The sequence below is a fragment of the Aquitalea denitrificans genome (assembly GCF_009856625.1).
Classification (GTDB): Bacteria; Pseudomonadota; Gammaproteobacteria; order Burkholderiales; family Chromobacteriaceae; genus Aquitalea; species Aquitalea denitrificans.
In genome coordinates this window covers 2,158,416-2,182,783 of sequence record NZ_CP047241.1, presented here as the reverse complement: position 1 = coordinate 2,182,783, position 24,368 = coordinate 2,158,416, and the positions used below count along the sequence as shown (strand labels likewise).

At 62.0% G+C, this 24,368-nt stretch carries 21 protein-coding genes and 1 pseudogene; 17 read left to right on the top strand and 5 right to left on the bottom strand.

Going from position 1 to position 24,368, the window contains the following annotated elements; genetic code table 11:
* The first annotated feature begins 9 nt into the window (after window positions 1-9).
* From GSR16_RS09860 to cobA, 8 genes and pseudogenes are all read left to right on the top strand, one after another.
* The gene (locus tag GSR16_RS09860) at window positions 10-483 is read left to right on the top strand and encodes a response regulator transcription factor (RefSeq protein WP_159876924.1); all 474 of its coding nucleotides are present in this window, start codon (window positions 10-12) and stop codon (window positions 481-483) included.
* A 53-nt stretch (window positions 484-536) separates the two neighbouring features.
* Complete coding sequence (locus tag GSR16_RS09855; RefSeq protein WP_159876922.1) at window positions 537-1,127, top strand: ANTAR domain-containing response regulator; 591 nt, start codon at window positions 537-539, stop codon at window positions 1,125-1,127.
* Between the two features lie 9 nt (window positions 1,128-1,136).
* On the top strand, window positions 1,137-2,240 hold the full coding sequence (locus tag GSR16_RS09850) for a CmpA/NrtA family ABC transporter substrate-binding protein (RefSeq protein ID WP_159876920.1): 1,104 nt from the start codon (window positions 1,137-1,139) through the stop codon (window positions 2,238-2,240).
* A gap of 253 nt (window positions 2,241-2,493) precedes the next feature.
* Window positions 2,494-3,696 (top strand): nitrate/nitrite transporter, encoded by a 1,203-nt coding sequence (locus tag GSR16_RS09845; RefSeq protein ID WP_159876918.1) that lies wholly within the window; start codon window positions 2,494-2,496, stop codon window positions 3,694-3,696.
* Window positions 3,697-3,714: 18 nt separating this feature from the next.
* Window positions 3,715-6,051, top strand: a pseudogene (gene nirB / locus GSR16_RS09840) (nitrite reductase large subunit NirB); the annotation flags it as partial.
* Between the two features lie 132 nt (window positions 6,052-6,183).
* Window positions 6,184-6,501 (top strand): nitrite reductase small subunit NirD, encoded by a 318-nt coding sequence (gene nirD / locus GSR16_RS21040; protein ID WP_159876914.1) that lies wholly within the window; start codon window positions 6,184-6,186, stop codon window positions 6,499-6,501.
* 48 nt (window positions 6,502-6,549) lie between these two features.
* Window positions 6,550-9,258 carry a nitrate reductase gene (locus GSR16_RS09830; protein ID WP_159876912.1) on the top strand — a complete coding sequence of 903 codons (2,709 nt, stop codon included), beginning with the start codon at window positions 6,550-6,552 and terminating at the stop codon, window positions 9,256-9,258.
* A gap of 15 nt (window positions 9,259-9,273) precedes the next feature.
* A complete protein-coding gene (cobA, locus tag GSR16_RS09825) occupies window positions 9,274-10,035 on the top strand; it encodes a uroporphyrinogen-III C-methyltransferase (RefSeq protein ID WP_159876910.1) in 762 nt (253 codons plus the stop codon).
* Window positions 10,036-10,038: 3 nt separating this feature from the next.
* Here the strand turns inward: cobA and GSR16_RS09820 are convergent, their stop codons facing one another.
* Both GSR16_RS09820 and GSR16_RS09815 read right to left on the bottom strand, forming a co-directional pair.
* Window positions 10,039-10,521: an OsmC family protein gene (locus GSR16_RS09820; protein WP_159876908.1), complete on the bottom strand. Its 483-nt coding sequence runs from the start codon at window positions 10,519-10,521 to the stop codon at window positions 10,039-10,041.
* A 13-nt stretch (window positions 10,522-10,534) separates the two neighbouring features.
* Complete coding sequence (locus tag GSR16_RS09815) at window positions 10,535-11,017, bottom strand: DinB family protein (protein ID WP_159876906.1); 483 nt, start codon at window positions 11,015-11,017, stop codon at window positions 10,535-10,537.
* 93 nt (window positions 11,018-11,110) lie between these two features.
* Here GSR16_RS09815 and GSR16_RS09810 point away from each other — a divergent pair, with 93 nt between their 5' ends.
* Window positions 11,111-12,013 (top strand): LysR family transcriptional regulator, encoded by a 903-nt coding sequence (locus GSR16_RS09810; protein WP_159876904.1) that lies wholly within the window; start codon window positions 11,111-11,113, stop codon window positions 12,011-12,013.
* On the opposite strand, the gene GSR16_RS09805 is transcribed toward GSR16_RS09810, so the two are convergent.
* Window positions 12,010-12,264, bottom strand: a complete 255-nt coding sequence (locus GSR16_RS09805) for a hypothetical protein (RefSeq protein WP_159876902.1) — start codon at window positions 12,262-12,264, stop codon at window positions 12,010-12,012. The genes GSR16_RS09810 and GSR16_RS09805 overlap by 4 nt on opposite strands.
* A 175-nt stretch (window positions 12,265-12,439) precedes the next feature.
* On the opposite strand from GSR16_RS09805, the gene GSR16_RS09800 reads away from it, so the two are divergent.
* Window positions 12,440-13,861, top strand: coding sequence for an aminotransferase-like domain-containing protein (locus tag GSR16_RS09800; RefSeq protein WP_159876900.1), 1,422 nt, complete (start codon window positions 12,440-12,442; stop codon window positions 13,859-13,861).
* A 125-nt stretch (window positions 13,862-13,986) separates the two neighbouring features.
* On the opposite strand, the gene GSR16_RS09795 is transcribed toward GSR16_RS09800, so the two are convergent.
* Window positions 13,987-15,261: a RidA family protein gene (locus GSR16_RS09795; RefSeq protein ID WP_159876898.1), complete on the bottom strand. Its 1,275-nt coding sequence runs from the start codon at window positions 15,259-15,261 to the stop codon at window positions 13,987-13,989.
* Between the two features lie 374 nt (window positions 15,262-15,635).
* Between GSR16_RS09795 and GSR16_RS09790 the strand changes: the two genes are divergently transcribed.
* From GSR16_RS09790 to GSR16_RS09780, 3 genes are all read left to right on the top strand, one after another.
* Window positions 15,636-16,697 carry an isopenicillin N synthase family dioxygenase gene (locus tag GSR16_RS09790; RefSeq protein WP_159876896.1) on the top strand — a complete coding sequence of 354 codons (1,062 nt, stop codon included), beginning with the start codon at window positions 15,636-15,638 and terminating at the stop codon, window positions 16,695-16,697.
* Window positions 16,694-17,473 (top strand): MetQ/NlpA family ABC transporter substrate-binding protein, encoded by a 780-nt coding sequence (locus tag GSR16_RS09785; RefSeq protein ID WP_159876894.1) that lies wholly within the window; start codon window positions 16,694-16,696, stop codon window positions 17,471-17,473. The genes GSR16_RS09790 and GSR16_RS09785 overlap by 4 nt, the downstream gene beginning before the upstream one ends.
* Before the next feature lie 168 nt (window positions 17,474-17,641).
* Window positions 17,642-18,847, top strand: coding sequence for a hypothetical protein (locus GSR16_RS09780; RefSeq protein WP_205677537.1), 1,206 nt, complete (start codon window positions 17,642-17,644; stop codon window positions 18,845-18,847).
* 38 nt (window positions 18,848-18,885) lie between these two features.
* On the opposite strand, the gene GSR16_RS09775 is transcribed toward GSR16_RS09780, so the two are convergent.
* Complete coding sequence (locus GSR16_RS09775) at window positions 18,886-19,170, bottom strand: hypothetical protein (protein WP_159876892.1); 285 nt, start codon at window positions 19,168-19,170, stop codon at window positions 18,886-18,888.
* A 386-nt stretch (window positions 19,171-19,556) separates the two neighbouring features.
* On the opposite strand from GSR16_RS09775, the gene tatA reads away from it, so the two are divergent.
* The 4 genes from tatA (at window position 19,557) to GSR16_RS09755 (ending at window position 24,323) form a co-directional block, all read left to right on the top strand.
* Complete coding sequence (gene tatA / locus GSR16_RS09770) at window positions 19,557-19,745, top strand: Sec-independent protein translocase subunit TatA (protein WP_159876890.1); 189 nt, start codon at window positions 19,557-19,559, stop codon at window positions 19,743-19,745.
* 382 nt (window positions 19,746-20,127) lie between these two features.
* Complete coding sequence (nosZ, locus tag GSR16_RS09765; RefSeq protein ID WP_159876889.1) at window positions 20,128-22,083, top strand: TAT-dependent nitrous-oxide reductase; 1,956 nt, start codon at window positions 20,128-20,130, stop codon at window positions 22,081-22,083.
* Between the two features lie 70 nt (window positions 22,084-22,153).
* Window positions 22,154-23,422, top strand: coding sequence for a nitrous oxide reductase family maturation protein NosD (locus GSR16_RS09760; RefSeq protein ID WP_205677536.1), 1,269 nt, complete (start codon window positions 22,154-22,156; stop codon window positions 23,420-23,422).
* The gene (locus tag GSR16_RS09755; protein ID WP_159876887.1) at window positions 23,415-24,323 is read left to right on the top strand and encodes an ABC transporter ATP-binding protein; all 909 of its coding nucleotides are present in this window, start codon (window positions 23,415-23,417) and stop codon (window positions 24,321-24,323) included. The genes GSR16_RS09760 and GSR16_RS09755 overlap by 8 nt, the downstream gene beginning before the upstream one ends.
* Window positions 24,324-24,368: the final 45 nt, after the last annotated feature.

The following is a 24,368-nucleotide window of genomic DNA, read 5'->3' as shown; positions in this document are numbered from 1 at the left end:
CGGCCCGTGATGACTGATGCAAAGCTGCTTACCCCCAGAGAAAAAGCCGTCATCGCACTGATGGCCGAATCCCGCTCCAACAAGCAAATCGCCCGGACGCTGGAGATTGGCGTCTCCACGGTCAAAAGCTATGTTTCGTCCATTTTGCTGAAACTGGCGCTGAAAAGCCGGCTGCAAGTAGGGCTGTATGCACTGCGGCACGGTCTGGTGACCGTGGATGCCGCGTTCTACCAGCGGGTGCTGGGCTGCGATCCCCTGCCAGAGGACGGCGTGCGGCTGACTGCGCGCCAGCGCGATATCATCCGGCTGGCGGCTGCCGGCCTGTGCCTGAAGGAAATGGCGATACAACTGCAGATCAGCCTGTATACGGTGAAGGTGCATCTGCACCATGTACTGCTGCGGCTGCAAGTGGGAGACCGCTACAGCGCCATCATCATGGCCATGCGGCTGGGGTGGCTGGAGCTGCCCGCCATGGCCGACTGAGACGGCAGGCACGAATATTGCACGGTTACTGGCAACCACTTCCAGATGCTGCCATGACTGCCTCCTCTCCATTACGACTGTTGCTGGTCAACGATACCGACCGCCCGATGGCCGAGCTACATGCCGCGCTGACGGCGGCCGGTTATCTGGTGATTGCACAGGCCCAGGGCGCAGCCGAGCTGCTGCAGCTGGTGGACAGCCAGACGCCCGACATCATCATCATCGATACCGAATCCCCCTCGCGTGACACGCTGGAACAACTGGCGCTGATGGGCCATGCCGCACCACGGCCAGTGGTGATGTTTGCCGAGCAGGGCGGGCTTTCCGCCATTCAGGCCGCAGTCAGTGCCGGTGTCACCGCTTATGTGGTGGACCAGGTGGCAGCCAGCAAGCTCGCCCCCATCATCGACATGGCACGGGTGAAGTTTGAAGAAGACGCGCGGCTGAAAAAACGCCTGGCCGAGGTGGAAGAACAGCTGGCCGACCGCAAGCTGATCGAACGCGCCAAGGGCATCCTGATGGAGCGCCGCCAGTTGAGCGAGGCCGAAGCCTATGCGCTGCTGCGCAGCCAGGCCATGCAAAGCGGCCTGCGCCTGGCCGAGCTGTCCCGACAACTGATCAATTCCAGCAAGCTGCTGGGCTGAAAGCCTTTCATGACTGCTCCTGCATCCCTACACCAACTCAAACTGGGTTTTGTTGCCCTGACTGACTGCGCTGCACTGGTGGCCGCCCACAAGCTGGGGCTGGACCGGGAGCTGGGTCTGCAGTTCTGCCTGCAGCGCCAGCCTTCCTGGTCTGCCGTGCGCGACAAGCTGATGAACGGGCAGCTGGATGCCGCCCATGCCTTGTACGGCCTGGTGTACGGCATGCAGCTGGGCATGGGCAGCCCGCAATGCGATATGGCCATTTTGATGACGCTGAACCAGAACGGGCAGGGCATCAGCCTGGCTCCGGCGCTGGCGGATCAATACCGACAGGGCATCAGCCTGGCCGAGATCAGCCGGGATCTGGGGCGGCCACTGGTGTTGGCGCATACCTTTCCCACCGGCACCCACGCCATGTGGCTGTATTACTGGCTGGCGGCCCAAGGCGTGCACCCGTTGCGTGATGCTCGCTGCGTGGTGATTCCACCGGCGCAAATGGGCGCTGCGATGCAGGACGGCATGCTGGACGGCTTTTGTGCCGGCCAGCCCTGGCATGCGCAGGCACAGCAGCTGGGCGTGGCCAGCCGGGTGGCCGACAGTGCCGCCATCTGGCCGGAACACCCGGAAAAGGTGCTGGCCTGCCGCCGTGAACTGGCACAGCAACAGCCGGATGTGGTCGGGCGCATGGTGCAGGCGCTGTTGCTGGCCAGCCACTGGCTGGATCAGCCGGAAAACCATGCGCAGGCGGCTGCCTGGCTGGCGGAGGATGACTGCCTGGCGATGCCGGTGGAGTTGATCCTGCAGCAATGGGAAAGTGCCGATGCCGGCCAGCTGCGTTTTTGCGCCGATGGCCGGGTCAACTATCCCTATCTGTCCGACGGGCTGTGGTTCCTGCAGCAATACCGGCGCTGGGGCATGTGGCCGGGCGAGGCCGAGCCCGCCATGGTGACCGCCGTCAACCAGACCGCGCTGTACGAGCAGGCTGCCAGATGCTGCGGTCTGCCGCTGCCGGCTCCGGCAGATCGCCATAGCGTGCTGATGGATGGCTGCCACTGGCCGGAGCGCGCCGATGCCGCGCCCAGTGTCGGTGCGATGCTGAATTTTACGCACTGATGCGGTGCAGCATGGGGCCGAAAACAGCGTAAACCGGCCTCCAGCAGGTATTTTGCAGCTGGCACGCTATTTGCAATGATTACCACGCAGCGGCGCAATGGCGTGCCGCCTGCACCAGACATCACGGCAGCGGCCAACGGCGGCCACTGCCGATACGGACAACGGCGTCCTCACCTGATTCCAACATCAGGGAGGACGCCGTTTTTGTTTTGGCCATTTGGCGGGAAGCACGCTTCCCCGACAGGAGCAACACATGGACCGCACTTTCTGGCAAGCCGGACACAAGCCGACCCTGTTTTCAGCCTTTCTGTATTTCGACCTCAGTTTCATGGTGTGGTATCTGCTGGGGCCCTTGCAGGTGCCCATTGCCACCGCACTGCATCTTTCCACCCAGCAACGCGGCCTGATGGTGGCCACGCCGATTCTGGCCGGAGCCATCCTGCGCCTGCTGATGGGCGTGCTGGTGGACCGCATCGGAGCGCGCGGTGCCGGCATCATCGGCCAACTGATCGTGATTGCCGCCTTGCTGGCAGCCTGGCAGATCGGCATTGCCAGCCTGGGTGGCGCGCTGCTGCTTGGCTTGTTCCTGGGCGTGGCCGGAGCCTCGTTTGCGGTATCGCTGCCGCTGGCTTCGCGCTGGTATCCGCCGCAGCACCAGGGCACGGCCATGGGTATTGCCGGGGCAGGTAATTCCGGCACCGTGCTGGCCGCGCTGTTTGCCCCGGCGCTGGCGCTGGTTTTTGGCTGGCAGAACGTATTTGGCCTGGCCTGCATTCCGCTGCTTGCTGCGCTCATCATCTTTGCTATCTGTGCCAAGGATGCGCCCAATGCACCGCCGGCCAAGAAGCTGGCCGACTATCTGGCCGTGCTGAAGGAAAAGGACGCCTGGTGGTTCATGTTCTTCTACTCGATGACCTTTGGCGGCTTCTCCGGTTTTGCCAGCGCATTGCCGGGCTACTTCCACGACCAGTTTGCCTTTGATGCCAAAACAGCCGGCATGTACACCGCCGCCTGTGTGTTTGCCGGCTCGGTCATGCGTCCGCTGGGCGGCATGCTGGCCGACCGTCTGGGCGGCACCCGTTCGTTGCTGGCGGTGTATCTGTGCTGCGCGCTGCTGATTGGCGCTGCCGGCTTCAATGTGGGTGGCCCTTCGGTGGCACTGCTGCTGTTCATTCTGGCCATGCTGTGCCTGGGTGCCGGTAACGGCGCGGTGTTCCAGCTGGTGCCGCAGCGCTTTGGCAAGGAAATCGGCGTGATGACCGGCCTGGTAGGCATGGCGGGCGGGGTGGGTGGTTTTGCCCTGGCCGCCAGCCTGGGAGCCATCAAGCAGGCTACCGGTGGTTATGCGGCTGGCTTGTGGCTGTTTGCCTGCCTGTGCTGCCTGGCCTGGCTGAGCCTGGCCGGAGTGAAACAACGCTGGCGCAGTGGCTGGACCGTAGCCGCAGCCCGGGTATAAGAAGCAAAGGAGAGCACGATGGACATGGCAGAACTGCAGGGCAAGACCCGGCAAAAGCTGGTGGTGGTGGGTAACGGCATGGCCGGCATCCGCACCGTGGAAGAGTTGCTGGGCCTGGCACCGGACATGTACGACATCACCGTATTCGGTGCCGAACCCCACCCCAACTACAACCGCATCCTGCTGTCGCCGGTGCTGGCCGGGGAGCAGGCTTTCAAGGACATCATTCTCAACAGTGTGGAGTGGTATGCCGAACAGGGCATCACCCTGCACATGGGCAAGAATGTGGCCACCATCGACCGGGTCCGCCGCAAAGTCATCGCCGAGGACGGCACCGAGGCCGCTTACGACCGCCTGCTGCTGGCCACCGGCTCCACGCCCTTCATCCTGCCGGTACCGGGCAAGGAGCTGGATGGCGTCATCAGCTACCGCGACATCCGCGATACCGAACTGATGATGGATGCCGCCAAGACCAAGCGTCAGGCCGTGGTGATTGGCGGTGGCCTGCTGGGGCTGGAGGCTGCCAATGGCCTGAAATTGCGCGGCATGGAGGTTACCGTGGTGCATCTGGGCGACTGGCTGCTGGACCGCCAGCTGGACGATGTGGCCGGTGACCTGCTGCGTCAGGCGCTGGAAGAACGCGGTATCGGCTTTTTGCTGGGTAAGCAGACCGCGGCCATTCTGGATGACGGCCAGGGCGGTGTGGCCGGGGTGCGTTTCAGCGATGGCGAGCAGGTGGACGCGCAGCTGGTGGTGATGGCGGTGGGCATTCGCCCCAATACCGCACTGGCCGAATCCTGCGGCCTGCATTGCGAGCGCGGCATCGTGGTGAGCGATGCGCTGCAAACCTACGACCCGCGTGTGTATGCCGTGGGCGAATGTGTCAGCCACCGTGGCGTGGCCTATGGCCTGGTGGCCCCGCTGTTCGAGCAGGCCAAGGTGTGCGCCAACCATCTGGCCCAGCTGGGAATCGGCCGTTATCAGGGCTCGGTGCTGTCCACCAAGCTGAAAGTTACCGGGATTGATTTGTTCTCGGCTGGCGACTTCATGGGCGGGGAAGGCATGGAGGACATCGTGCTGTCCGACCCGGCTGGCGGCGTGTACAAAAAGCTGGTGATCAAGGACGACAAGCTGGCCGGGGTCTGCCTGTATGGCGATACCGCCGACGGTGCCTGGTATTTCAAACTGCTGCGCGAAGGCCGTTCGGTAGCCGACTTGCGCGACACGCTGATGTTTGGCGAATCCACCATCGGTGACGCCGGCGTGCAGGGCCAGAGCAAGGCCGCCGGCATGAAAGACAGCGACGAAGTGTGCGGCTGCAACGGCGTGTGCAAGGGAACCATCGTCAAGACCATCAAGGACAAGGGCCTGTTTACCCTGGATGAGGTGAAAAAGCACACCAAGGCGGCCAGCTCCTGTGGTTCCTGCTCCGGGCTGGTGGAGCAGATCCTGATGAGCGTGGTGGGTACGGATTTCCAGGAAACGCCCAAGACCAAGGCAGTGTGCGGCTGTACCGAACGCAGCCATGGTGAAGTGCGCAAGGCCATCCGCGAACAGCATTTGCTGACCCATGCCGAGGTGTTTCACTTTCTGGAGTGGCGCACCCCCAATGGCTGCGCCACCTGCCGCCCGGCCATCAACTACTACCTGCTGTCCAGTTGGCCGCACGAGGCGGTGGACGACCCGCAAAGCCGCTTCGTCAACGAACGCGTGCACGCCAATATCCAGAAGGACGGCACTTTCTCGGTGATTCCGCAGATGAAGGGCGGTGTCACCACCGCCAGCGAGCTGCGCCGCATCGCCGACGTGGCCGACAAATACCAGGTGCCGATGGTGAAAGTCACCGGCGGTCAGCGTATCGACCTGCTGGGGGTGAAGAAGGAAGACCTGGTCAATGTGTGGCAAGACCTGGGCATGCAGTCTGGCCACGCCTACGGCAAATCCATCCGCACGGTGAAAACCTGCGTCGGCAGCGAGTTCTGCCGCTTTGGCACCCAGAACAGCACCCAGATGGGCATTGATCTGGAAACCATGCTGGCCAATATGTGGTCGCCGCACAAGGTAAAGCTGGCGGTGTCCGGCTGCCCGCGCAACTGTGCCGAAGCCGGCATCAAGGACGTGGGGGTGATTGCGGTGGATTCCGGCTGGGAGCTGTATGTCGGCGGCAACGGCGGCATCAAGACCGAGGTGGCGCAGTTTCTGTGCAAGGTGAAAACCGCCGAGGAAGTAAAGGAATACAGCGGGGCATTCTTGCAGCTGTACCGCGAGGAAGCCTATTACCTGGACCGCACCGTGCACTACATCGCCCGCGTCGGCCTGGATGTCATCAAGGCCAAGGTGGTGACCGATGCCGCCAGCCGCCAGGCACTGTACCAGCGCTTGCTGTTTTCCCTGCAAGGCCTGCCAGACCCATGGGCGGTACGCATTGCCGGTACGCAGAAAAACGAATTCATTCCGATCAAGCTGCACGCCTGAGGAGCGCACGCCATGACAGACAGCCAACACTGGGTACACATCTGCGCCCTCACTGACATTCCGCCGCAAGGCAGCCGGGTGGTGGAACGTGCCAGCGGCAATGTGGCGGTGTTTCGCACCCATGACAACAAGGTATTTGCCCTGCTGGACCGTTGCCCGCACAAGGGCGGGCCGCTGAGCCAGGGCATTGTGCACGGCGAATCGGTGACTTGTCCGCTGCACAGCTGGAATATCGATCTGGCCAGCGGCGAAGCCCGCGCGCCGGATGTGGGCTGCGCCCGCCATTTTCCGGTAAAGCTGGAACAGGGCATGGTGCTGCTGGGGTTGTGAACAAGGCCGATTGCAACGGGACCTTGTCATCAGAAAAGGATGGGCAAAATGGGCAAGACTGAAACCCGCTCCACCTGCTGCTATTGCGGCACAGGCTGTGGCGTGCTGATTGCCAGCGAAGATGGACGCATTACCGGTGTGCGCGGCGACCCCGAGCATCCGGCCAATTTTGGCCGGCTGTGCAGCAAGGGGCTGAATCTGGCGGCCAGCGCCGCCAGCGACAGTGGCCGCGCACTGTGCCCGGAAATGCGGACCACCCGCGATGCGCCGCGCCAGCGCGTTGACTGGGCAAGCGCGCTGGACAGCGTGGCGGAAAGTTTTGCCTGCATCATCCGCCAGCACGGGCCGGACGCGGTGGCTTTTTACGTGTCCGGCCAGTTGCTGACCGAGGACTACTATCTGTTCAACAAGCTGGCCAAGGGCGTGGTGGGGACCAACAATATCGACACCAACTCCCGCCTGTGCATGTCCAGCGCCGTTACCGCTTATAAGAAAGCCTTTGGTGCCGATGGCCCGCCCACCTGTTATGCCGATCTGGAACAGGCCGACTGCGTGCTGTTTGCCGGCAGCAATCTGGCCTACGCCCACCCGGTGCTGCTGCGTCGGCTGGAAGAAGCCCGCGCGGCGAGGCCGGACACGCGCTGGATTGTCATCGACCCGCGCCGCACCGACACCGCCGCCATGGCCGACCTGCATTTGCAGATTCAACCCGGCACCGATGTCGCCCTGTTCAACGGCATGCTGCACCACCTGATCTGGGAAGGGCTGGTGGCGGAGGATTACATCCACGCCCATACCGAAGGCTTTGCCGAACTCAAGCAGATGGTGCGCAACACCACACCGAAAATGGCGGCGGAAATCTGCGGTATCCGCGAGGAAGACCTGATCCAGGCCGCCGAGTGGTTTGGCCACAGCCCGGCCAGCCTGTCGCTGTACTGCATGGGGCTGAACCAGTCCAGTCACGGCACAGACAAGAACCTGGCGCTGATCAACCTGCATCTGGCTACCGGGCAGATCGGCAAGCCGGGTGCCGGGCCGTTCTCGCTTACCGGCCAGCCCAATGCCATGGGCGGGCGCGAAGTAGGCGGCATGGCCACCATGCTGGCGGCGCATCGTGATATCGACAATGCCGAACACCGTGCGGAAGTGGCTGCCCACTGGGGCGTGCCGGCAGAGCGGCTGTCGGCCACGCCCGGCCTGCCGGCCATTGCCATGTTCGACGCATTGCAGCAGGGGCGCATCAAGGCTATCTGGATTGCCTGCAGCAATCCAGCACACTCGCTGCCCAACCTGCCACAGGTACGCGCCGCATTGGCCAAGGCCGAGCTGGTGGTGGTGCAGGACGCCTTTGCCCATACCGACACCACTGCGCTGGCCGACATCCTGCTGCCCGCAGCCACCTGGGGTGAGAAAGAAGGCACGGTCACCAATTCCGAACGCCGCATCAGCCGGGTGCGTGCCGCCGTACCGCCACCGGGCGAGGCGCAAAGCGATGGCTGGATTGTCAGCCAGATCGCGCGTCGGCTGGAGGCTTTGTTGTATCCCGGCGCTGCCAGCCTGTTTGCTGATACTGAAGTCGCCAGTGTGTTCGACGAACATCGCGCGCTCACCGTAGGGCGGGATCTGGACATCAGCGGGCTGAGCCATGCCGTGCTGGACAGCGCCGGGCCGCAGCAATGGCCGTTGCCCGCTGGCGCGGTACAGGGCCAGGCACGGCGCTATGTCGATGGCGTGTTTGCCACCACCGATGGCCGCGCCCGTTTTCATGCCGTGCGCTACCAGCCACCGGCAGAGAATGTGTCGGCGCACTATCCCTTCCGCCTGCTGACTGGCCGTCTGCGTGACCAGTGGCATGGCATGAGTCGCACTGGCCGCCTGCCGCAACTGTTTGCCCACAGTCCGGAACCGGCACTGGAAATGCATCCGGACGATGCCGAGCGCCGTGGCCTGCAAGCTGGCGATCTGCTGCGCATCAGCAGCAAGCGCGGCCAACTGGTACTGCCGCTCTCCCTCAGCCGCGAACTGTCCGGCGGCACGGTGTTTGCGGCCATGCACTGGAATGGCCAGTTTCTCAATAGCGGCGGCATCAATGAGGCCAGCCAGCCGCAGGTGGATGGCCAGTCCTTCCAGCCGGAACTCAAGCATGCAGCGGTGAAGGTAGAAAAAATCAGCCTGCCGTGGCGAGTCACGGCTGCGCTGCGCTGTGACGATCTGCCCGCCATGCAGGCGCGGCTGGCACCGCTTCTTTGCCAGTGCCGCTATGCCGCCATTGCGCTGCACAGCCCGGATGTCTTATTGTTGCGCGCCGCGCACCAGCAGGCGTTGGATGGATGGCTGCAGCAGCTGCTGGATGTGCTGGGCCTGCAGCCGGGGCCGGAGGTGCTGGAATATCGCGACGACCGCCGCGGCGTGGTCAAACGCGTGGCCTGGGCCGATGGAGCGCTGGCGGCCTTTGTGTTTGCCAGCAGCAGCGCGACAGATGGGCCGGTAGCGGACAGCCTGCTGCTGCAACTGCAGGCAGGCGAACCATGGCAGGGTTCGCGGCTGACGGTGTTTGCCCCGGCCGGCCAGCGTGCCGTGGTGCGGGAAAAAGTCATCTGCCAGTGCAAGCAGGTGGGCGAAAACGCCATCCGCCAGTGTCTGGAACGCGGCGATAGCGTGGAACACATAAAGGGTACACTGGGTTGCGGCAGCGTCTGCGGCTCCTGTGTGCCGGAAATCAAACGCATGGCCGCCAGCGTGGCGCAGCCTGCCTGAACAGGGAGCAAGAACATGAAACGCGCAACAGGCAAGGTAGTGCTGCTGGGGGCCGGCCCCGGCGATCTGGAACTGCTCACCCTCAAGGCGGTGCGCCAGTTACAGGCGGCGGAAGTACTGCTGCTGGACGAGCTGGTAAACCCGGACATCGTCAGCCTGGCCCCGCAGGCACAGGTGGTGCGGGTGGGCAAGCGCGGTGGCTGCAAGTCCACGCCGCAGGATTTCATCCAGCGCCTGATGCGCCGCTATGCCATGCAGGGCCGGCAGGTGGTGCGGGTGAAGGGCGGCGAGGTGCTGTTGTTTGGCCGTGCCGGTGAGGAAATCAGCTATCTGCAACAGCACGGTATCGAGGTGGAAGTGGTGAATGGCATCAGCTCGGCACTGGCAGCAGCCGCCAGCCTGAGTGTGTCGCTTACCCATCGCCAGCATTGCCGTGGCGTGACGCTGGTAACCGCTCATGCGCAGGACCACAGCGAGCCGGACTGGCAGGCACTGGCCGCCACCGGCACCACCTTGGCCATTTATATGGGCATGAGCCGCATCGCCAGCCTGAACCAGGCGCTGTTGCAGTACCTGCCCGCCAGCACGCCGGTGGCGGTGGTGCAGTGGGCCAGCACCCCGCAGGAGCAGCGCCTGCTGAGTACGCTGGCCACGCTGGAGGCTGACGCCCTGGCCGCAGGCATGGGCAGCCCGGCCATCATTCTGGTGGGCGAAGCCATGGCCGAAGCCAGCCTGCCCACCATGGCGCAGCCCGTAGCAGACCGAACCTGTGCCTGATGGCTAGACCGACGTCTCGTCCAGCCCCACCGGCTGGCACAGCACGGTGGATGTTACGGAATTGGCAATGAAGCAGTTGCTGTGTGCCTGATGGTGCAGCTGGGCATGCTGGGCCGCGCTGGGCGGGTTGGCACTGCCAAATTGCACATCCGGCCGCAGCGTGACGCGGGTGATGGCCAGCTGCCCGGCGGCATTCTTGCCCATCTCGCCACTGGCCCGGTCCAGATAACGCTCCACGGTAAAACCGGCACGGGCAGCCAGGTCCAGAAACCACAGCATGTGGCAGCTGGACAGCGCCGCCACAAAGGCTTCTTCCGGGTCTACTGCGCTGGCGTCCGACATCGGCAGCGGCACCACGGCGGGGGAGGACGAACCCGCCACCTCGGCTCCGCCATCAAAGCGCAGCACATGCTTGCGGCTGTAGCGACGGTTGAGAAAATCCTGCCCATCGCTCTGCCATTCCACTTCCACCACGAATTGCGCCATTGTGTTCTCCCGTTCAGGCTGTCTGATGCAGAAAGATGGTAAGGCTGTCCTTGGGCGGGCGGATATCCGCCTCGGCCAGCATGCGTCCCACCATGCCGCGATGATAGCTGCCGTGGGTAATCAGGTGCAGCAGCATCTGGCTGCGCTGCATGCGGCCCGGTTTGCCATCGACAAAGCGGAAGTCCACCGCCTGTGTCAGTGCGGTGCCATCCAGTGTTTCCAGATAGACGCGATACCAGTCATCGCTGGCCTGCTGACGTGCCTGTAGCTCGGCCAGCGTTGGCGTATCCGGCGTGTTCAGCGCGTCAAAGCCGTGCGGCAGCTGTTGCAGATTGGCCTGGAATATCTGCTCCACCAGCCACACATGGTTCAGCATGCGCAGCGCGGCGGTCCGGGTGTCTGCGGATAGTCTGTCGAGTTCTTGTTCCAGCAGGGCAAACAATTGCCGGTTAGCCCAGGCCTTGGCCTGAAACAGGGTGTGCAGTTGGGTATGCATCAGGTGTCCTCCGTGAAAAACCTAGCTTATTACGCATGACGGGTTTTAGAATCTGCCAGTCAGGAAATTCATTACTGAAACAGATTCAGCAATATGATAGAAACGCAAACCACCGAATTGCTGGCTGTGCTGTATCTGAGCGAAACTGCCAGCTTCACCCGGGCGGCCGCACGGCTGGGGCTGACTGCATCAGCGCTGTCCAAGGCGATAGACCGGCTGGAAAAACGGCTGGGCTGCCGCCTGTTTGCCCGCAGCACGCGCCGGGTGGTGGCCACGGCAGAGGGCGAGCGCTTCATCGCCCATGCCCGGCGTATCGTGGATGATCTGGCCAGTGCCGAGGCCGAGCTGCGTCATGGCCGCAATATTGCGCAAGGCACACTGCGCATTACCGTGGGTACCGCCTTTGGCAACCAGCAACTGCTACCGGCGCTGCCACGCTTTATGGCCATGTATCCGCAGGTGCGGCTGGCGCTGTCGGTAAGCGACCATCTGGTGGATATTGCCGCCGACGGTTTCGATCTGGGCTTGCGGCTGGGGCCGCTGGGCCCGGTGGATGACCTGGTGGCGCGCCCCATTGCCAGCCTGCCGCGCAAGGTGTGTGCGGCACCGGCCTATCTGCAGCAATACGGCTGGCCGCAGCATCCGTCCGAGTTGGCCCGGCACCAGTGCCTGGTGGTGGCCGATGTGGAGCAGGCCGACCAGTGGCCTTTCATGGTGGATGGCAGGCTTGAGCGGGTGGATGTCAGCGCCCGGCTCAGCGTGGACAGTGCCGAATCCCTGCTCAGCCTGGCCTTGGCCGGGGCCGGCATCATCCGTCAGTCGGCCTTTTTGCTGGAACCGGCCTTGCAGGACGGTCGGCTGGTGGAAATCCTGCAGCCGTGGCGGGTGGATGACAGCATGCCGCTTACCGTACTGTATCCGCCTGGCCGTCAGCATCAGGCCAAGCTCACCGCCATGCTGGATTTCCTGCAGGCCACTTTTGGTCAGCCAGCCTAGTTGCAGCTGGCCAGCTGTAACAGGCCGTGTTCGCCCTGCAACTGCATGCTCAGCTGGGCAGGCCCGCCCACGGCCTCCAGCAGCAAGGTTTCACCGCCGGCCTTGCCCGGCGTCCAGCTGCTGCCGCGCCCCAGAATCACATCCTGCCCGCAGTAGCTGATCCATATCCGTCCCTGCTGTACCTGCAAGGATTGCGGCAGCTGGCCGTTCAGGCTCATCAGTTCGCCATTACCCAGTATCAGTGTGGTCATGTTGCGTGCTCCCGTGCTGTTGATGTCTCACAGCTTAGAGGCCACGCATGCCGCCCGGTAGCCACACAGTTGTCGATAATCAGCCATGACAGTTGCTGTTTTTTGGTAACTGTACTGCCTGTTTTTGTGCACAACTGTGCGTGGTAGTGGGTGGGCAATCCCTTATCATGGTGGCATGGATACCCAGCCTCTTTACCTGCAACTGGCGGATGACATTGCCGCCCAGATCAGCGCCCGCGTGCTGCGCGCCGGCGAACGTCTGCCTTCGCTGCGTGAAATGAAACTGCGGCGTGGCCTCAGCCTGAGTACGGTGCAACAGGCCTTCCGCCGTCTGGAAGACCTGGGCTTGGTGGAAGCCAGGCCACAGTCCGGCTACTTTGTGCGTTACCGCAGCGAGGCCGGGCATGCACTGCGGCTGGCCGCGCCCACCGAAGTGGCGGTGGACCCGCTGCTGTGGAGCTATGTGGAAGACCAGTCGGAACAACGCACCGAACGCATGCAGGGCTTTCGCAGTGCAGTGGCCCCGCATGCGCTGCTACCTACCGCCCAGTTGCAGCGCATGACACTGGACTGCATGCGCCGCCATCCGGATTTGCTGTCCGACTATGGCCGCCCCAGCGGCTATCTGGATTTCAAACGCCAGATTGCGCGGCTGGCCATGGAGTGGGGCGGCCAGCTGCACCCGGAACAACTGATCGTCACCCAGGGCACCATCGAGGCGCTTAACCTGGCCTTGCGCGCGCTTACCCGGCCCGGCGATGTGGTGGCGGTGGAGTCCCCGGCCTATTTTTCCCTGCTGTACACGCTGAAGGCGCTGGGGCTGCGGGTGGTGGAAATCCCCACTGATCCGGTCAGCGGCATTTCGGTGGACGCGCTGGAGCTGGCCACCCGTGATGCCGCCATCAAGGCGGTGATCCTGGTGCCCAATTTCTCCAACCCGCTGGGCGCGCTGATGCCGGATGCTGCCAAGGAAAAGGTGGCCGAACTGCTGGCCGCACGCGGTATTCCGCTGATCGAGGATGATGTCTACGGCGAGTTCTACTATGGCCGGCAGCGGCCACGCCCCATCAAGGCTTTCGATCGCAGCGGCAATGTACTGTACTGCGCCTCGCTCACCAAGGATGTGGCACCGGGCCTGCGCATAGGCTGGATAGACCCGGGCCGTTACCGCAGCCAGGTGGAAGTGCAGAAATACCTGAGCACGCATTCCACGCCCACGCTCAACCAGGCGGTACTGGCGCGCTTTCTGGAAAGCGGTGCCTACCCGCGCCACATGCGACGTCTGCGCCGGGCCATTGCCAGCCAGATGCAGGGCTTGCTGGACGGGCTGCAACAATATTTCCCGGCCGATGTGCGGTATACGCGCCCGCAAGGCGGCTTTGTCTTGTGGCTGGAATTCCCCCAGGAGTTCGACAGTCTGGTGCTGCACCGGAAAGCGCGGCAGGAAGGCATAGGGCTGGCTCCCGGACCGCTGTTTTCACCGCGTGGCGACTATCGCAACTGTGTGCGGCTGTCCTGCGCCGAGCCGTGGACCGAGGCCCAGCAGGCCAGGCTGGCGCGGCTGGGCCAACTGGTGCACCAGCAATATGCTGGCTGAGCCCGGCGGATTGCCGCTTTCGCACGGCAGATGACAAAACGCCCAGGCACCACCACGGTAAGCCTGGGCGTTTTGCTGCTGGCAGGCTGCCTGCACGCAAGGTGCAGCCAGCCCGTCATCAGGCCTTAGCGGGCCTTGGGTGCAGTACCTTCGGCGTGAGCCACCACGGCATCGATCTGGATCAGCGCATCCTGTGGCAGCGCGGCCACGCCAACGGTACGGCGTGCCGGGGTGCCGGTGGGGAAGAAGCTGCTGTACACGCGGTCAACGGCGGCGATGTCGTCGATGTTCTTCAGGAAGATGTTCACCTTCACCACATCGGCCAGCGAATGGTTGATGCTTTCCACGATGGTCTGGATGTGCTGCAGGCACAGCTTGGCCTGCTGGCTGATATCGCCGGCCACCAGTTTGCCGCTGCCTGCTTCCAGCGGCAGTTGGGCCGAAATGTGGTTGTAGTGCGAGAAGGCCACGGTCTGGGTGGCAATGCGGCTGCGCGGCGCATCACTGGTGTTGGCTGCCTGGATGACGATGCCGTGACGGTCTTCCACCGCTTGCGGCGGGGTACCGTCACCATGCGATACCACGGCTTCGATCTGTACCAGCGCATCCAGCGGCAGGCCGGCAGCGGCAATGGTGGTGCGTGCCGGGAAATAGGCAGCGGCGCGGGCAATGGCGGAATCCGGGAAGAAAGTGGTGTATACCGCGTCCACGGCAGCGGTATCGGCCAGGTCTTTCAGGAAGACATTGATTTTCACGATGTCGTCGAACGGGACATCAATGCTGGTCAGAATGGACTTGATGTTCTTCAGGCATTGCGCAGTCTGTTCTTTTACGCCGCCGGCCACCAACGCGCCGGTTTGCGGGTCGATCGGCAACTGGGCCGAAATATTGTTGTAGTGGGAAAAGGCCACGGTCTGGGTGGACAGCACGCTGCAGGGCGCTTGTTTGCTATTGCGTGACAGCTTGATCAGGTCACCGGCCTGCGGTGCATTCGGGATGGTGCCTTCGCCATTGGACAGCAGCGCTTCCACCTGTACCAGTGCCTGCAGGGGCAGGGCATCCACAGCAACGGTGGTCAGCGCCGGAACGTGGCCGGTGAAGAAGGAAGCATAAACCTGATTCACCACCTCGATGTCTCGGATATCTTTCAGGAAGATGGAGATGCGTACCACGTCGTTCAGATCATGGCCGATGCTGTCGATCACGGCCTTGATGTTGGCAAAGCACTGCTGAGCCTGTGCCTGAATGCCACCTGCCACCAGCTTGCCGGTAGCCGGGTCCAGCGGCAGTTGTGCCGACAGATTGTTGTAGTGGGAAAAGGCCACGGTTTGGGAGTAGGGGCCGATTGCCTGCGGGGCTTTGTCGGTATTGCGTGCCAGGACTGCGTTGAAGTTGCTCATAGTGATACTCACCTTGTGCTGAATGTGGATTGCGACGGTTCTGCCTGGCAGTTTTCCTTGCCGCATGGCAGGGGCTGACGGGCCGGGCGGTACGTCCTGATTGATCAGCCGTGAATATAAGCGTGTGCTTATTTTTTGTAAATTAGCAAACGTTGATATAAGTCAACAATGTCATCAGATGGCAAAAATCAGCCAGCAAGCAGCTGATTTCATTCAATGACAGCAAAATATCAAGCTTGCTCACAGCAAGTGATGTCAGCCGGGGCAAGGGTCTGCTTGATATTCAAATCAGATTTTCTTGGTTCGTCGTGGCAGCGTCATGCCATATCGTGGTGCTTCATCCGCACGCCAGACGTGCTGTTTACGGAGTCACCATGACTAGCCCCCAATCCTTGCCCGTCATCGATTTCAGCCTGCTCGATGGCAGCACCGAACAACGCCAGCAACTGCTGCAACAACTGCGCGGCGCGGCACGCGACCACGGCTTCTTTTATCTGGTCGGCCATGGTATCGCCGCTGACAAGGTGACGGCGCTGCGTCAGGCCGCACGGGCATTCTTTGCCCTGCCAGAGGCCGACAAGCTGGCCATCGACATGGAAAACTCGCCGCATTTTCGCGGCTATACCCGTGTCGGTGAAGAACGCACCCGTGGCGCTGCCGACTGGCGCGAACAACTGGATATCGGTGCCGAGCGCCCCCCGCGGCCCGACCTGGCAGCGCAGGGGCCGTGGTGGCGTCTGCAAGGCCCCAATCAATGGCCGACGGCCTTGCCGCAACTCAAGCCGGTGCTGCTGGACTGGCAGCAGGAAACCACCCGCCTTTCCATCCGCCTGTTGCGTGCCTTTGCCGAAGCCCTGCAGCAACCGGTCGACATTTTCGACGATGCCTTTGTCGAAGCTCCGGTTGAGCATCTGAAAATCATCCGTTATCCGGGCAGCCAGCAAGGCGCAGCCGGGCAGGGCGTGGGGCCGCACAAGGACGGTGGCTTCCTCACCCTGTTGCTGCAAGACGATAGCCAGGACGGCCTGCAAGTGGAAGCCGAGCAGGGCTGGCTTGATGCGCCCTCACTGCCGGGCAGTTTCATCGTCAATATCGGTGAATCGCTGGAAATGGCATCCGATGGTTATCTGCGAGCCAATGTGCATCGCGTGCTGAGCCCGCCAGAGGGCAAGGACCGCTTGTCGGTGGCCTTTTTCCTCGGCCCGCGGCTGGATGCCACCATTCCGCTGCTACAACTGCCCGCCCAGCTGGCCGCCGAAGCACGCGGCCCAGAGGCCGACCCGGATAACCCGCTGTTTTACCGTATTGGTGACAATTATCTGAAAGGACGGCTGCGCTCCCATCCCAAGGTGGCCGTCCGGCACCATGCCGACCTGCTTTCCCCGCAAGCATTGCAGGCAGCTTCCCTTCCCACCTCCGCAGGAGAATATGCATGAAACGCGCAACCCTCTGGCTGGCATTGTTCGGCCTGGCCGCCAGCCTCACCGCCCACGCCGAAGTGCTTACCATCGGTGCCGAAGCCGTACCGCACGCCGAGATCCTGGAACACGTCAAACCGGCACTGGCCAAGCAGGGCATCGAGTTGAAAGTGAAGGTGTTCAGCAATGGCCTGCAGGAAAACCTGGCGGTGGCCGGCAAGGAAATCGACGCCAACTACTTCCAGCACCAGCCCTTCCTGGATAGCTTCAACAAGTCCAAGGGCACCCGGCTGGTAAGCGTGGCGGCCATCCACGTGGAGCCTTTCGGCGCGTACTCGCACAAGTACCACAAAACCAGCGAGCTGCCGGACGGCGCCACCATCGCCATTCCCAACGACCCGTCCAATACCGGCCGCGCCTTGTTGCTGCTGCACAAGCAGGGCCTGATCAGCCTGAAGGACCCGGCCAATATCCTGGCCGGCGCGCGTGACATCAGCAGCAACCCGCACCATTTCAAGATCAAGGAACTGGAAGCAGCCACCCTGCCACGCGTGCTGGACCAGGTGGACATTGCGCTGATCAATACCAACTACGCGCTGCAAGGCGGGCTGAAACCCAAGCGTGATGCGCTGTTCAGCGAGGGCAGCCAGTCGCCTTACGCCAACATCATCGTGTCGCGCGAGGATAACCGCAGCAGCCCGGCGCTGAAAAAACTGGTGGCGGCGCTGTCCACCGACGATGTGCGCCAGTTCATCGACCAGCGTTATCAGGGCGCGGTGGTGCCGGTGTTTTGAGCCCGCTTCTTGCCGGTATCGCCTGTGTCTAGCGTTGCCAGTTTTGCGGCACACCTTGTTCTGATCGGCCAGATTGCGATGCGGGACGATCTGGCCAGCAAAGGTGGGGGAAGTCAGCTACCATGACAACGCCATTGATGGCGGCGTGAGCCGGTGAAAGGAGTAAGCATGGGTGTGCCCCGCAAGATGCTGTGGATGTGCTGGCTGCTGGTCTCCCTGATGGTCACCAATACCCAGGCTGGCCAGCCCCGTAGCGAAGGCGACCTGCGCCGTTTCATGCATGGAGTGGCCGCGGTGCAGGCTGAAGAGCCCGGCAGCTTCAATGTATTTTTCAGCAGTTCCGGCCTGCCACCACGCGGGCCGGACCGGCAAGGCAACTGGACGCATGATGTCTATGTGTTGCAGTGGCGGGCAGATAGCGGTGTCACCCGTTTGCCTCGGGTATTCATTGCCAGACCGGAAGCGCAGGAACCGGTATCGGCTGCGCGCAACAGCAGCGGCCAGGTGATGCTGACTTTCGAGGATGGCTGGCGGGCGACTGAGGAAGTTACCCAGCGCTACGGAATTTACGACGCGGCGCTGCGCCCGGTAAAACCGTATCCGCAAACGGTAGAAGCCGGCACGCACTCCGGCCATGTGGCTGCTGTGGGGGCGCGCTTTGTGCTGTTTTATTCCGATGGCTGGGTGGATGGCGGCGGGGTGGATGATCTGGGCAGCGGTAATGGCGTCTATGCCAAAGTCTATGACGCTGGTGGCCGACGGCTGTTCAGCATGGATATTGCCGATGAGCAGCGCGAATGGTGGCCCATGCTGGCTGGTGGCGATCGGGTTGCCCTGCTGCTGTGGCAGCAGTTTGTGCCGGGGCGGCAGGATGCGCGGCTGAAAATGGCGGTGCTGGACCCGTGGGCGGGTACGGTTAGCAGCCCGCGTGTGTTGTGGGAGCATCTGCAGTATTACAGCTACAGCCTGGTCTGGCTGCCGGGACCGGCTCGTTTTCTGCTGGCGGGTAATGCCGATGGTCACGGCTTTGCCATGCTGCTGGATAGTAGCGGGATAAGTCAGGCCAGGATTGACTGCCTGCCTGCCGTGGTGCGTGAGGCTGGCATGGCCGTCAGTGGCAAGATGGTTTATTTGCCCGCTGCTGATGGCAGGCTGATGCAGTTGGAGGTGGGCTCGGCATCGTTGCAGCTAGCTGGCCTGTTGCCAGCCAGCAATGGCCGCCGGGTAAGCTGGCGGCCACTGGGTAGTGTGGGGCTGCAACGCAGCAATGGCCTGCAGGACTGGTTGTCGCTGACGGAAAACGGCCCGCAGTGGCTGCAGTTTGATCCGGCAATGGCAACGCCGCCTGGCGCTGCCGATGACTGCCGCCGGTAAAGTGCCAGTCTGCCCGGACTGGCCGGGCGCAAGTCGACTTAGCCTGCGTCTGGCAACCTGGCTGGCTTGTGCGGGGCTGGCGGCTGGTGATGTCGCTTGTGTTTGCCATGATGCATGGCATGGCGGTCGGCGGCACGCGCCTTGCCCTTGTCACGATCAAGTGCATTTGGCCCGTTGCTGTTAAGGTCGCTGCTTGCGCTGGCATGGCTGGCGGATTTGCCACCGCTGTTGCCGTGATTGCCGGACTGGCCGGCCGCCATGGCGCTGCTGCTGATGGCCAGCAACAGGGCGGACATCAGGATGGCTGGAGTGTGTCTGGTCATTGTTACTTCTCCTGGTACGGGCTTGTCAGTGTGACAAGGCCCGGCTGGCTATGCTGTTGTGGCAGGCGCCGCAACAGCCACTACCCCGACTCCTGGATTAACTGCCTGATTTTTTATGGTTTTTTGTCTGCACTTCTGTTGTGGAAGCATAGGCCACGTGGACCCTGATGGCGACAGCCTAGCATTTCGAACCTGACGGTTTGTAAATAGTTGTGAATAATTATTGCAGAATATCCTGCTGTTTCATTGGGATTGAGTGCCGGTTGGTAACTGCTTGAGCGGAATCAATTTCCTGGCAGCGCCTGAGGGCTAAGGTCGTGAGCGTACGGCAGCCGCATCGCCAGGACTCCAGCCGGAGACCGGATGCTGCAATGCCTGGAGGTGTCATGGGGTCGTTCAGTCTGTTGCATTGGGTGATTGTGCTGCTTGTTGTCATTCTGATTTTTGGTACTCGCAAACTGAAGAATGTGGGCGAGGATCTGGGTGGTGCCGTGCGCGGTTTCCGTCAGGGTTTACATGGTAGTGCCGGCGAGCAGCTGCCTGCCCGACAACCGCATGGCGATGATGCGGCGTGAGCGGGCCAGTGTGCCTGCGTTCTGCCTGATGGTCTGATTTTCCTGTCTGCTGATGTCGGTAGCCTGCGCTGCCGACCATCTTCCCGTTTTGTTCTGCTTTTCCTGTCTTGTGGTCCCGGATATGGGTATGGGTGTGCATTGCTGTGTCGCAATGTACTTGGCAGGTGCTGGCATACAAGGTTTTACCTCGACATTTTATCCAGCAGTCATTGCAGCTCGGTTTGATTGATTCGTATCAATTCCAGCAAAAATGCCCAGGACGTAGGATGCACCCGCTGCGACAAATTGTCGCACCTTGCCGCTTGTACTGATAGGAAACCCCCACCCCCGACAGGCGGAAAGCGGCAAGACACATCGGACTTTCAACGCGAGAGAGCGCACCATGACTACTCCGAACAACAAGCAGGAAGCTGAAAGTACGCCGGATCTGTCCCGGCGCAAGTTCCTGGGTACCACAGCAGTCGCCGGCCTGGCCGGTGCCGGCCTGTCGATGGGTCTTAGCGCCTGCAACAAGGGGGCGGGCGGCAGCGATGCAGGTGCGGCAAGCGCCGGTGCTGCCGACAAGGCGGCTGCAGCCATCGATTATGAAAAGTACGAAGTGCATCCGGGCAAGCTGGATACCTACTACGCCTTTTCCAGCGGCGGTCATTCCGGCGAAGTACGCGTGCTGGGCATTCCGTCCGGCCGCGAGATCAAACGCATTCCGGTGTTCAATTACGATTGCATGGTCGGCTGGGGCATTACCAACGAATCCAAGGCCATCATCGGCACCAAGCCGGACGGTTCGCTCAAGTACACCACCGGTGACACCCACCATGTGCACATGAGCTATACCAATGGCACCTATGACGGCAAGCACATCTTCGTCAATGACAAGATCAATGCCCGTCTGGCGCGTATCCGCCTGGATACCATGGAATGCGACAAGATTCTGGAATTGCCCAATGTGCAGGGCTTCCATGGCGTGTTCCCGGACAAGTGCGACCCGGTAGATCCCAAGATCAACCACACCACCCGCGTCTTCTGCGGTAACGAATTCCACATTCCGCAGCCCAATGATGGCCGCGATCTGGAGGCGCACGAGAAATACTTCTGCCTGTTCACCTGCGTGGATTCGGAAACCATGGAGCCGCGCTGGCAGTGCAAGGTGGACGGCAATATGGACCTGGTGGCCACCTCCTACGACGGCAAAATTGCCTGCTCCAACCAGTACAACACCGAAAACGGCGTGCATTACGAGGACATGATGGCCGCCGAGCGTGATGCCTGCGTGTTCTTCCATATCGAACGCATCGAAGCGGCGGTGAAGGCCGGCAAGACCTTCACCATCGGCAAGTCCGGCGTACCCATCGTGGATGGCACCAAGGACGCCAACAAGGACCCGAAAACCGCGCTTACCTGCTATGTGCCGGTGCCGAAGAACCCGCATGGCGTCAACACCTCGCCGGATGGCAAGTACTACGTCTGCGCCGGCAAGCTGTCGCCGACTGCCACCGTGATCCAGCACGACCTCATCCTCAAGTGGTTCGAGGGTGGCCTGAAAGAGCCGCGCGACACCGTGGTGGCAGAGCCGGAAATCGGCCTGGGCCCCTTGCATACCGGTTTTGACGGCAAGGGCAGCGCCTATACCACGCTGTTCCTGGACAGCCAGATCGTGAAGTGGAGCCTGGATGCGGCCATCAAGGCTTTCAAGGGCGACAAGAGTGCCAAGGTGGTGCAGGACCGTATCGACGTGCACTACCAGCCGGGTCATGGCTTTACCTCCATGGGCGAAACCAAGGAACCGGATGGCAAGTTCTTCCTGTCCGACAACAAGTTCTCCAAGGACCGCTACCTGCCGGTAGGCCCGTACCATCCGGAAAATGCGCAGCTGATTGACATATCCGGTGACAAGATGCAGCTGATTCACGATGCCCCGGCCTATCCGGAGCCGCATGACTCCATCATGGTGCGTCGCGACATCATCAAGACCCGCCAGATTTACAACCTGGACGAATTCCCGCTGGCCGTCAAAAACATGAAAGACAGCCGCGTGGAGCGCAAGGGCAAGAAAGTTACGGTTTACCTGGCATCCCAGGCGCCGACTTTCGGTCTGCGCGAATGGAAGGTGAAGAAGGGCGATGAGGTCACCATCATCGTGACCAATCTGGACAAGGTGGAAGACCTGACGCACGGGTTTGCCATCCCCAAGTACAACATCAACTTCGTCATCCATCCGCAGGACACCAAATCGGTGACCTTCATCGCCGACAAGCCGGGCGTGTTCTGGTGCTACTGCACCAACTTCTGCCATGCACTGCACCTGGAGATGCGTTCGCGCATGCTGGTAGAAGCCTGATCATTACTTGCAACGAGACGAGCAATGAATTCCGGGGGAGTTCGCTCCCCCACTTTTTTCCGAGGCTTGCGTGGTAAACATCTGCACCGTTTTCCCTTTGTGGCTGCTACTGCTGGTGCTGCAGCCGGCACTGGCTGCCACCCTGCAGGTTGCTGCAGGCCAGGGTGCCATTGCCGCGGCGCTGCATCAGGCACGTCCGGGCGATACCCTGCTCTTGGCACCGGGGCGTTACCGGGAAAACCTGCTGCTAGACAAGGCCATCATCCTGCAGGCGGCCAATCCGCAGCAGCGGCCAGTGGTGGACGGATCAGGGCAGGGCGATGTAATCCGCATTACCGCCCCCGGCGTGGTCTTGCGCCAACTTATCATTACCGACAGCGGCAGCGACCTCACCGCCCAGAATGCCGGCGTTTACGTACAACCCGGCGCACATAGGGCAAAGATAGAAGGCTGCGATATCGCCTACAGCCTGTTTGGTCTGTGGATTGAAAAATCCAACGACGTCACCGTCAGCCATAACCTCATCACCGGCAAGCGCGATCTGCAATCCTCGCAGCGCGGCAACGGTATCGAGCTGTACAACACCACGGGGGCGCACATAGAAGGCAATCACATCAGCTATGCCCGCGACGGCATCTATGTGGACGTCTCCCACCATGCCCGCTTTGTCGGCAACCGCATCCACAATGTGCGCTACGGCACGCATTACATGAATTCCTATTACAACGTCTGGGAAAACAACGAGGCCTACCACAACCGCAGCGGTTTGGCGCTGATGGAAACCCGCAACCAGATCGTGCGTGGCAACCGCGCCTGGGGCAATAGCGATCACGGCATCATGCTGCGCACCATCCAGGACTCGGTGATCGAAAACAATATCGTCGCCGGCAACCAGCGCGGCTTTTTCATCTACGACGCCGAATACAACGTGCTGCGCAACAATCTGGTGGTGGACAACACCGTGGGTGCCCACCTGTGGGCCGGCTCCTACCGCAATCAGGTATCGGGCAATGACTTCATCCATAACCGGGAGCAGATCCGCTACGTCGCCAGCCGCGACGTGCCGTGGTCCGGCAACTTCTGGAGCAACTACGCCGGCTGGGACCGCAAGGGCAAGGGCATAGGAGAAGTACCTTATGCCGCCAACGACGTGGTGGACCGGCTGATGTGGCGTTTGCCCGCCATCCGCATGCTGATGGGCAGTCCGGCCATCCAGACGCTGCGGTTGATTGCGCAGCAGTTTCCGCTGTTGCGTGCTCCCAGCGTGGTGGACGACCAGCCGCACATGCATCCCCTGCATCAGGGCTGGGAACAGTGGTTAGGAAAAAGCAATGATTGAAATCGACAAGGTCAGCAAACGTTACGGCCCGCACCAGGCGGTGGATGGCGTCAGCCTGCAAGTGGCGGCTGGCGAGCTGTTCGGCCTGATCGGCCATAACGGAGCCGGCAAGAGCACGCTGTTTCGCATGATGCTGGGTTTGATTCCGGTCAGCCAGGGTGATATCCGCCTGTGCGGACAGTCCACCCGTAGCGGCGCATTTCGCGAAGTGCGCCGTCAGCTGGGTTATCTGCCGGAAAACGTGGTGCTATACGACAACCTGACCGGATTGGAAACCCTGCATTACTTCGCCCGCCTCAAGGGCGCGCCGCGGCAGGAATGCAGCGTGCTGCTGGAACGCATGGGACTGACGGCGGCTGCCGGTGCCCGGGTGCGCTCTTACTCCAAGGGCATGCGCCAGCGGCTGGGCTTTGCCCAGGCCCTGCTGGGCAATCCGCAACTGCTGTTTCTGGATGAGCCCACCAACGGGCTGGACCCGGAAGGCGTGCGCGAGTTTTACCAGATCCTGCGCGAACAGCAGGACCGGGGCGTCACCATTGTCATCACCTCGCACCTGCTGTCGGAAATCCAGGAGCGGGTCAGCCGCCTTGCCATATTGCGCGCTGGCCGCCTGCAGGCGGTGGGCAGTCTGGAAAAACTGCGCGAAGGCTGCAGCCTGCCGCTGACCTTTGATATCCGGCTCAGTCATCCGGCCAATGACGCTGTGCGCAGCACCCTGCAGGCCCTGCAGGTGGATAGGCTGGAAATCAGCGGCGATCGTGCTCGGCTGGCCTGCCAGCGCGGTGCCAAGATGACGGTGCTTGGTGCGCTGTCCTCGCTGGGGGCGCAAGTCAGCGATCTGCAGATTCGCGAACCCTCGCTGGAGGATGTGTTCCTGGGCTACAGCGGAGAAGGCCGGTGAGCACCGACAACAGCATGTGCATGACGCACTGGTGCAACTGCACAA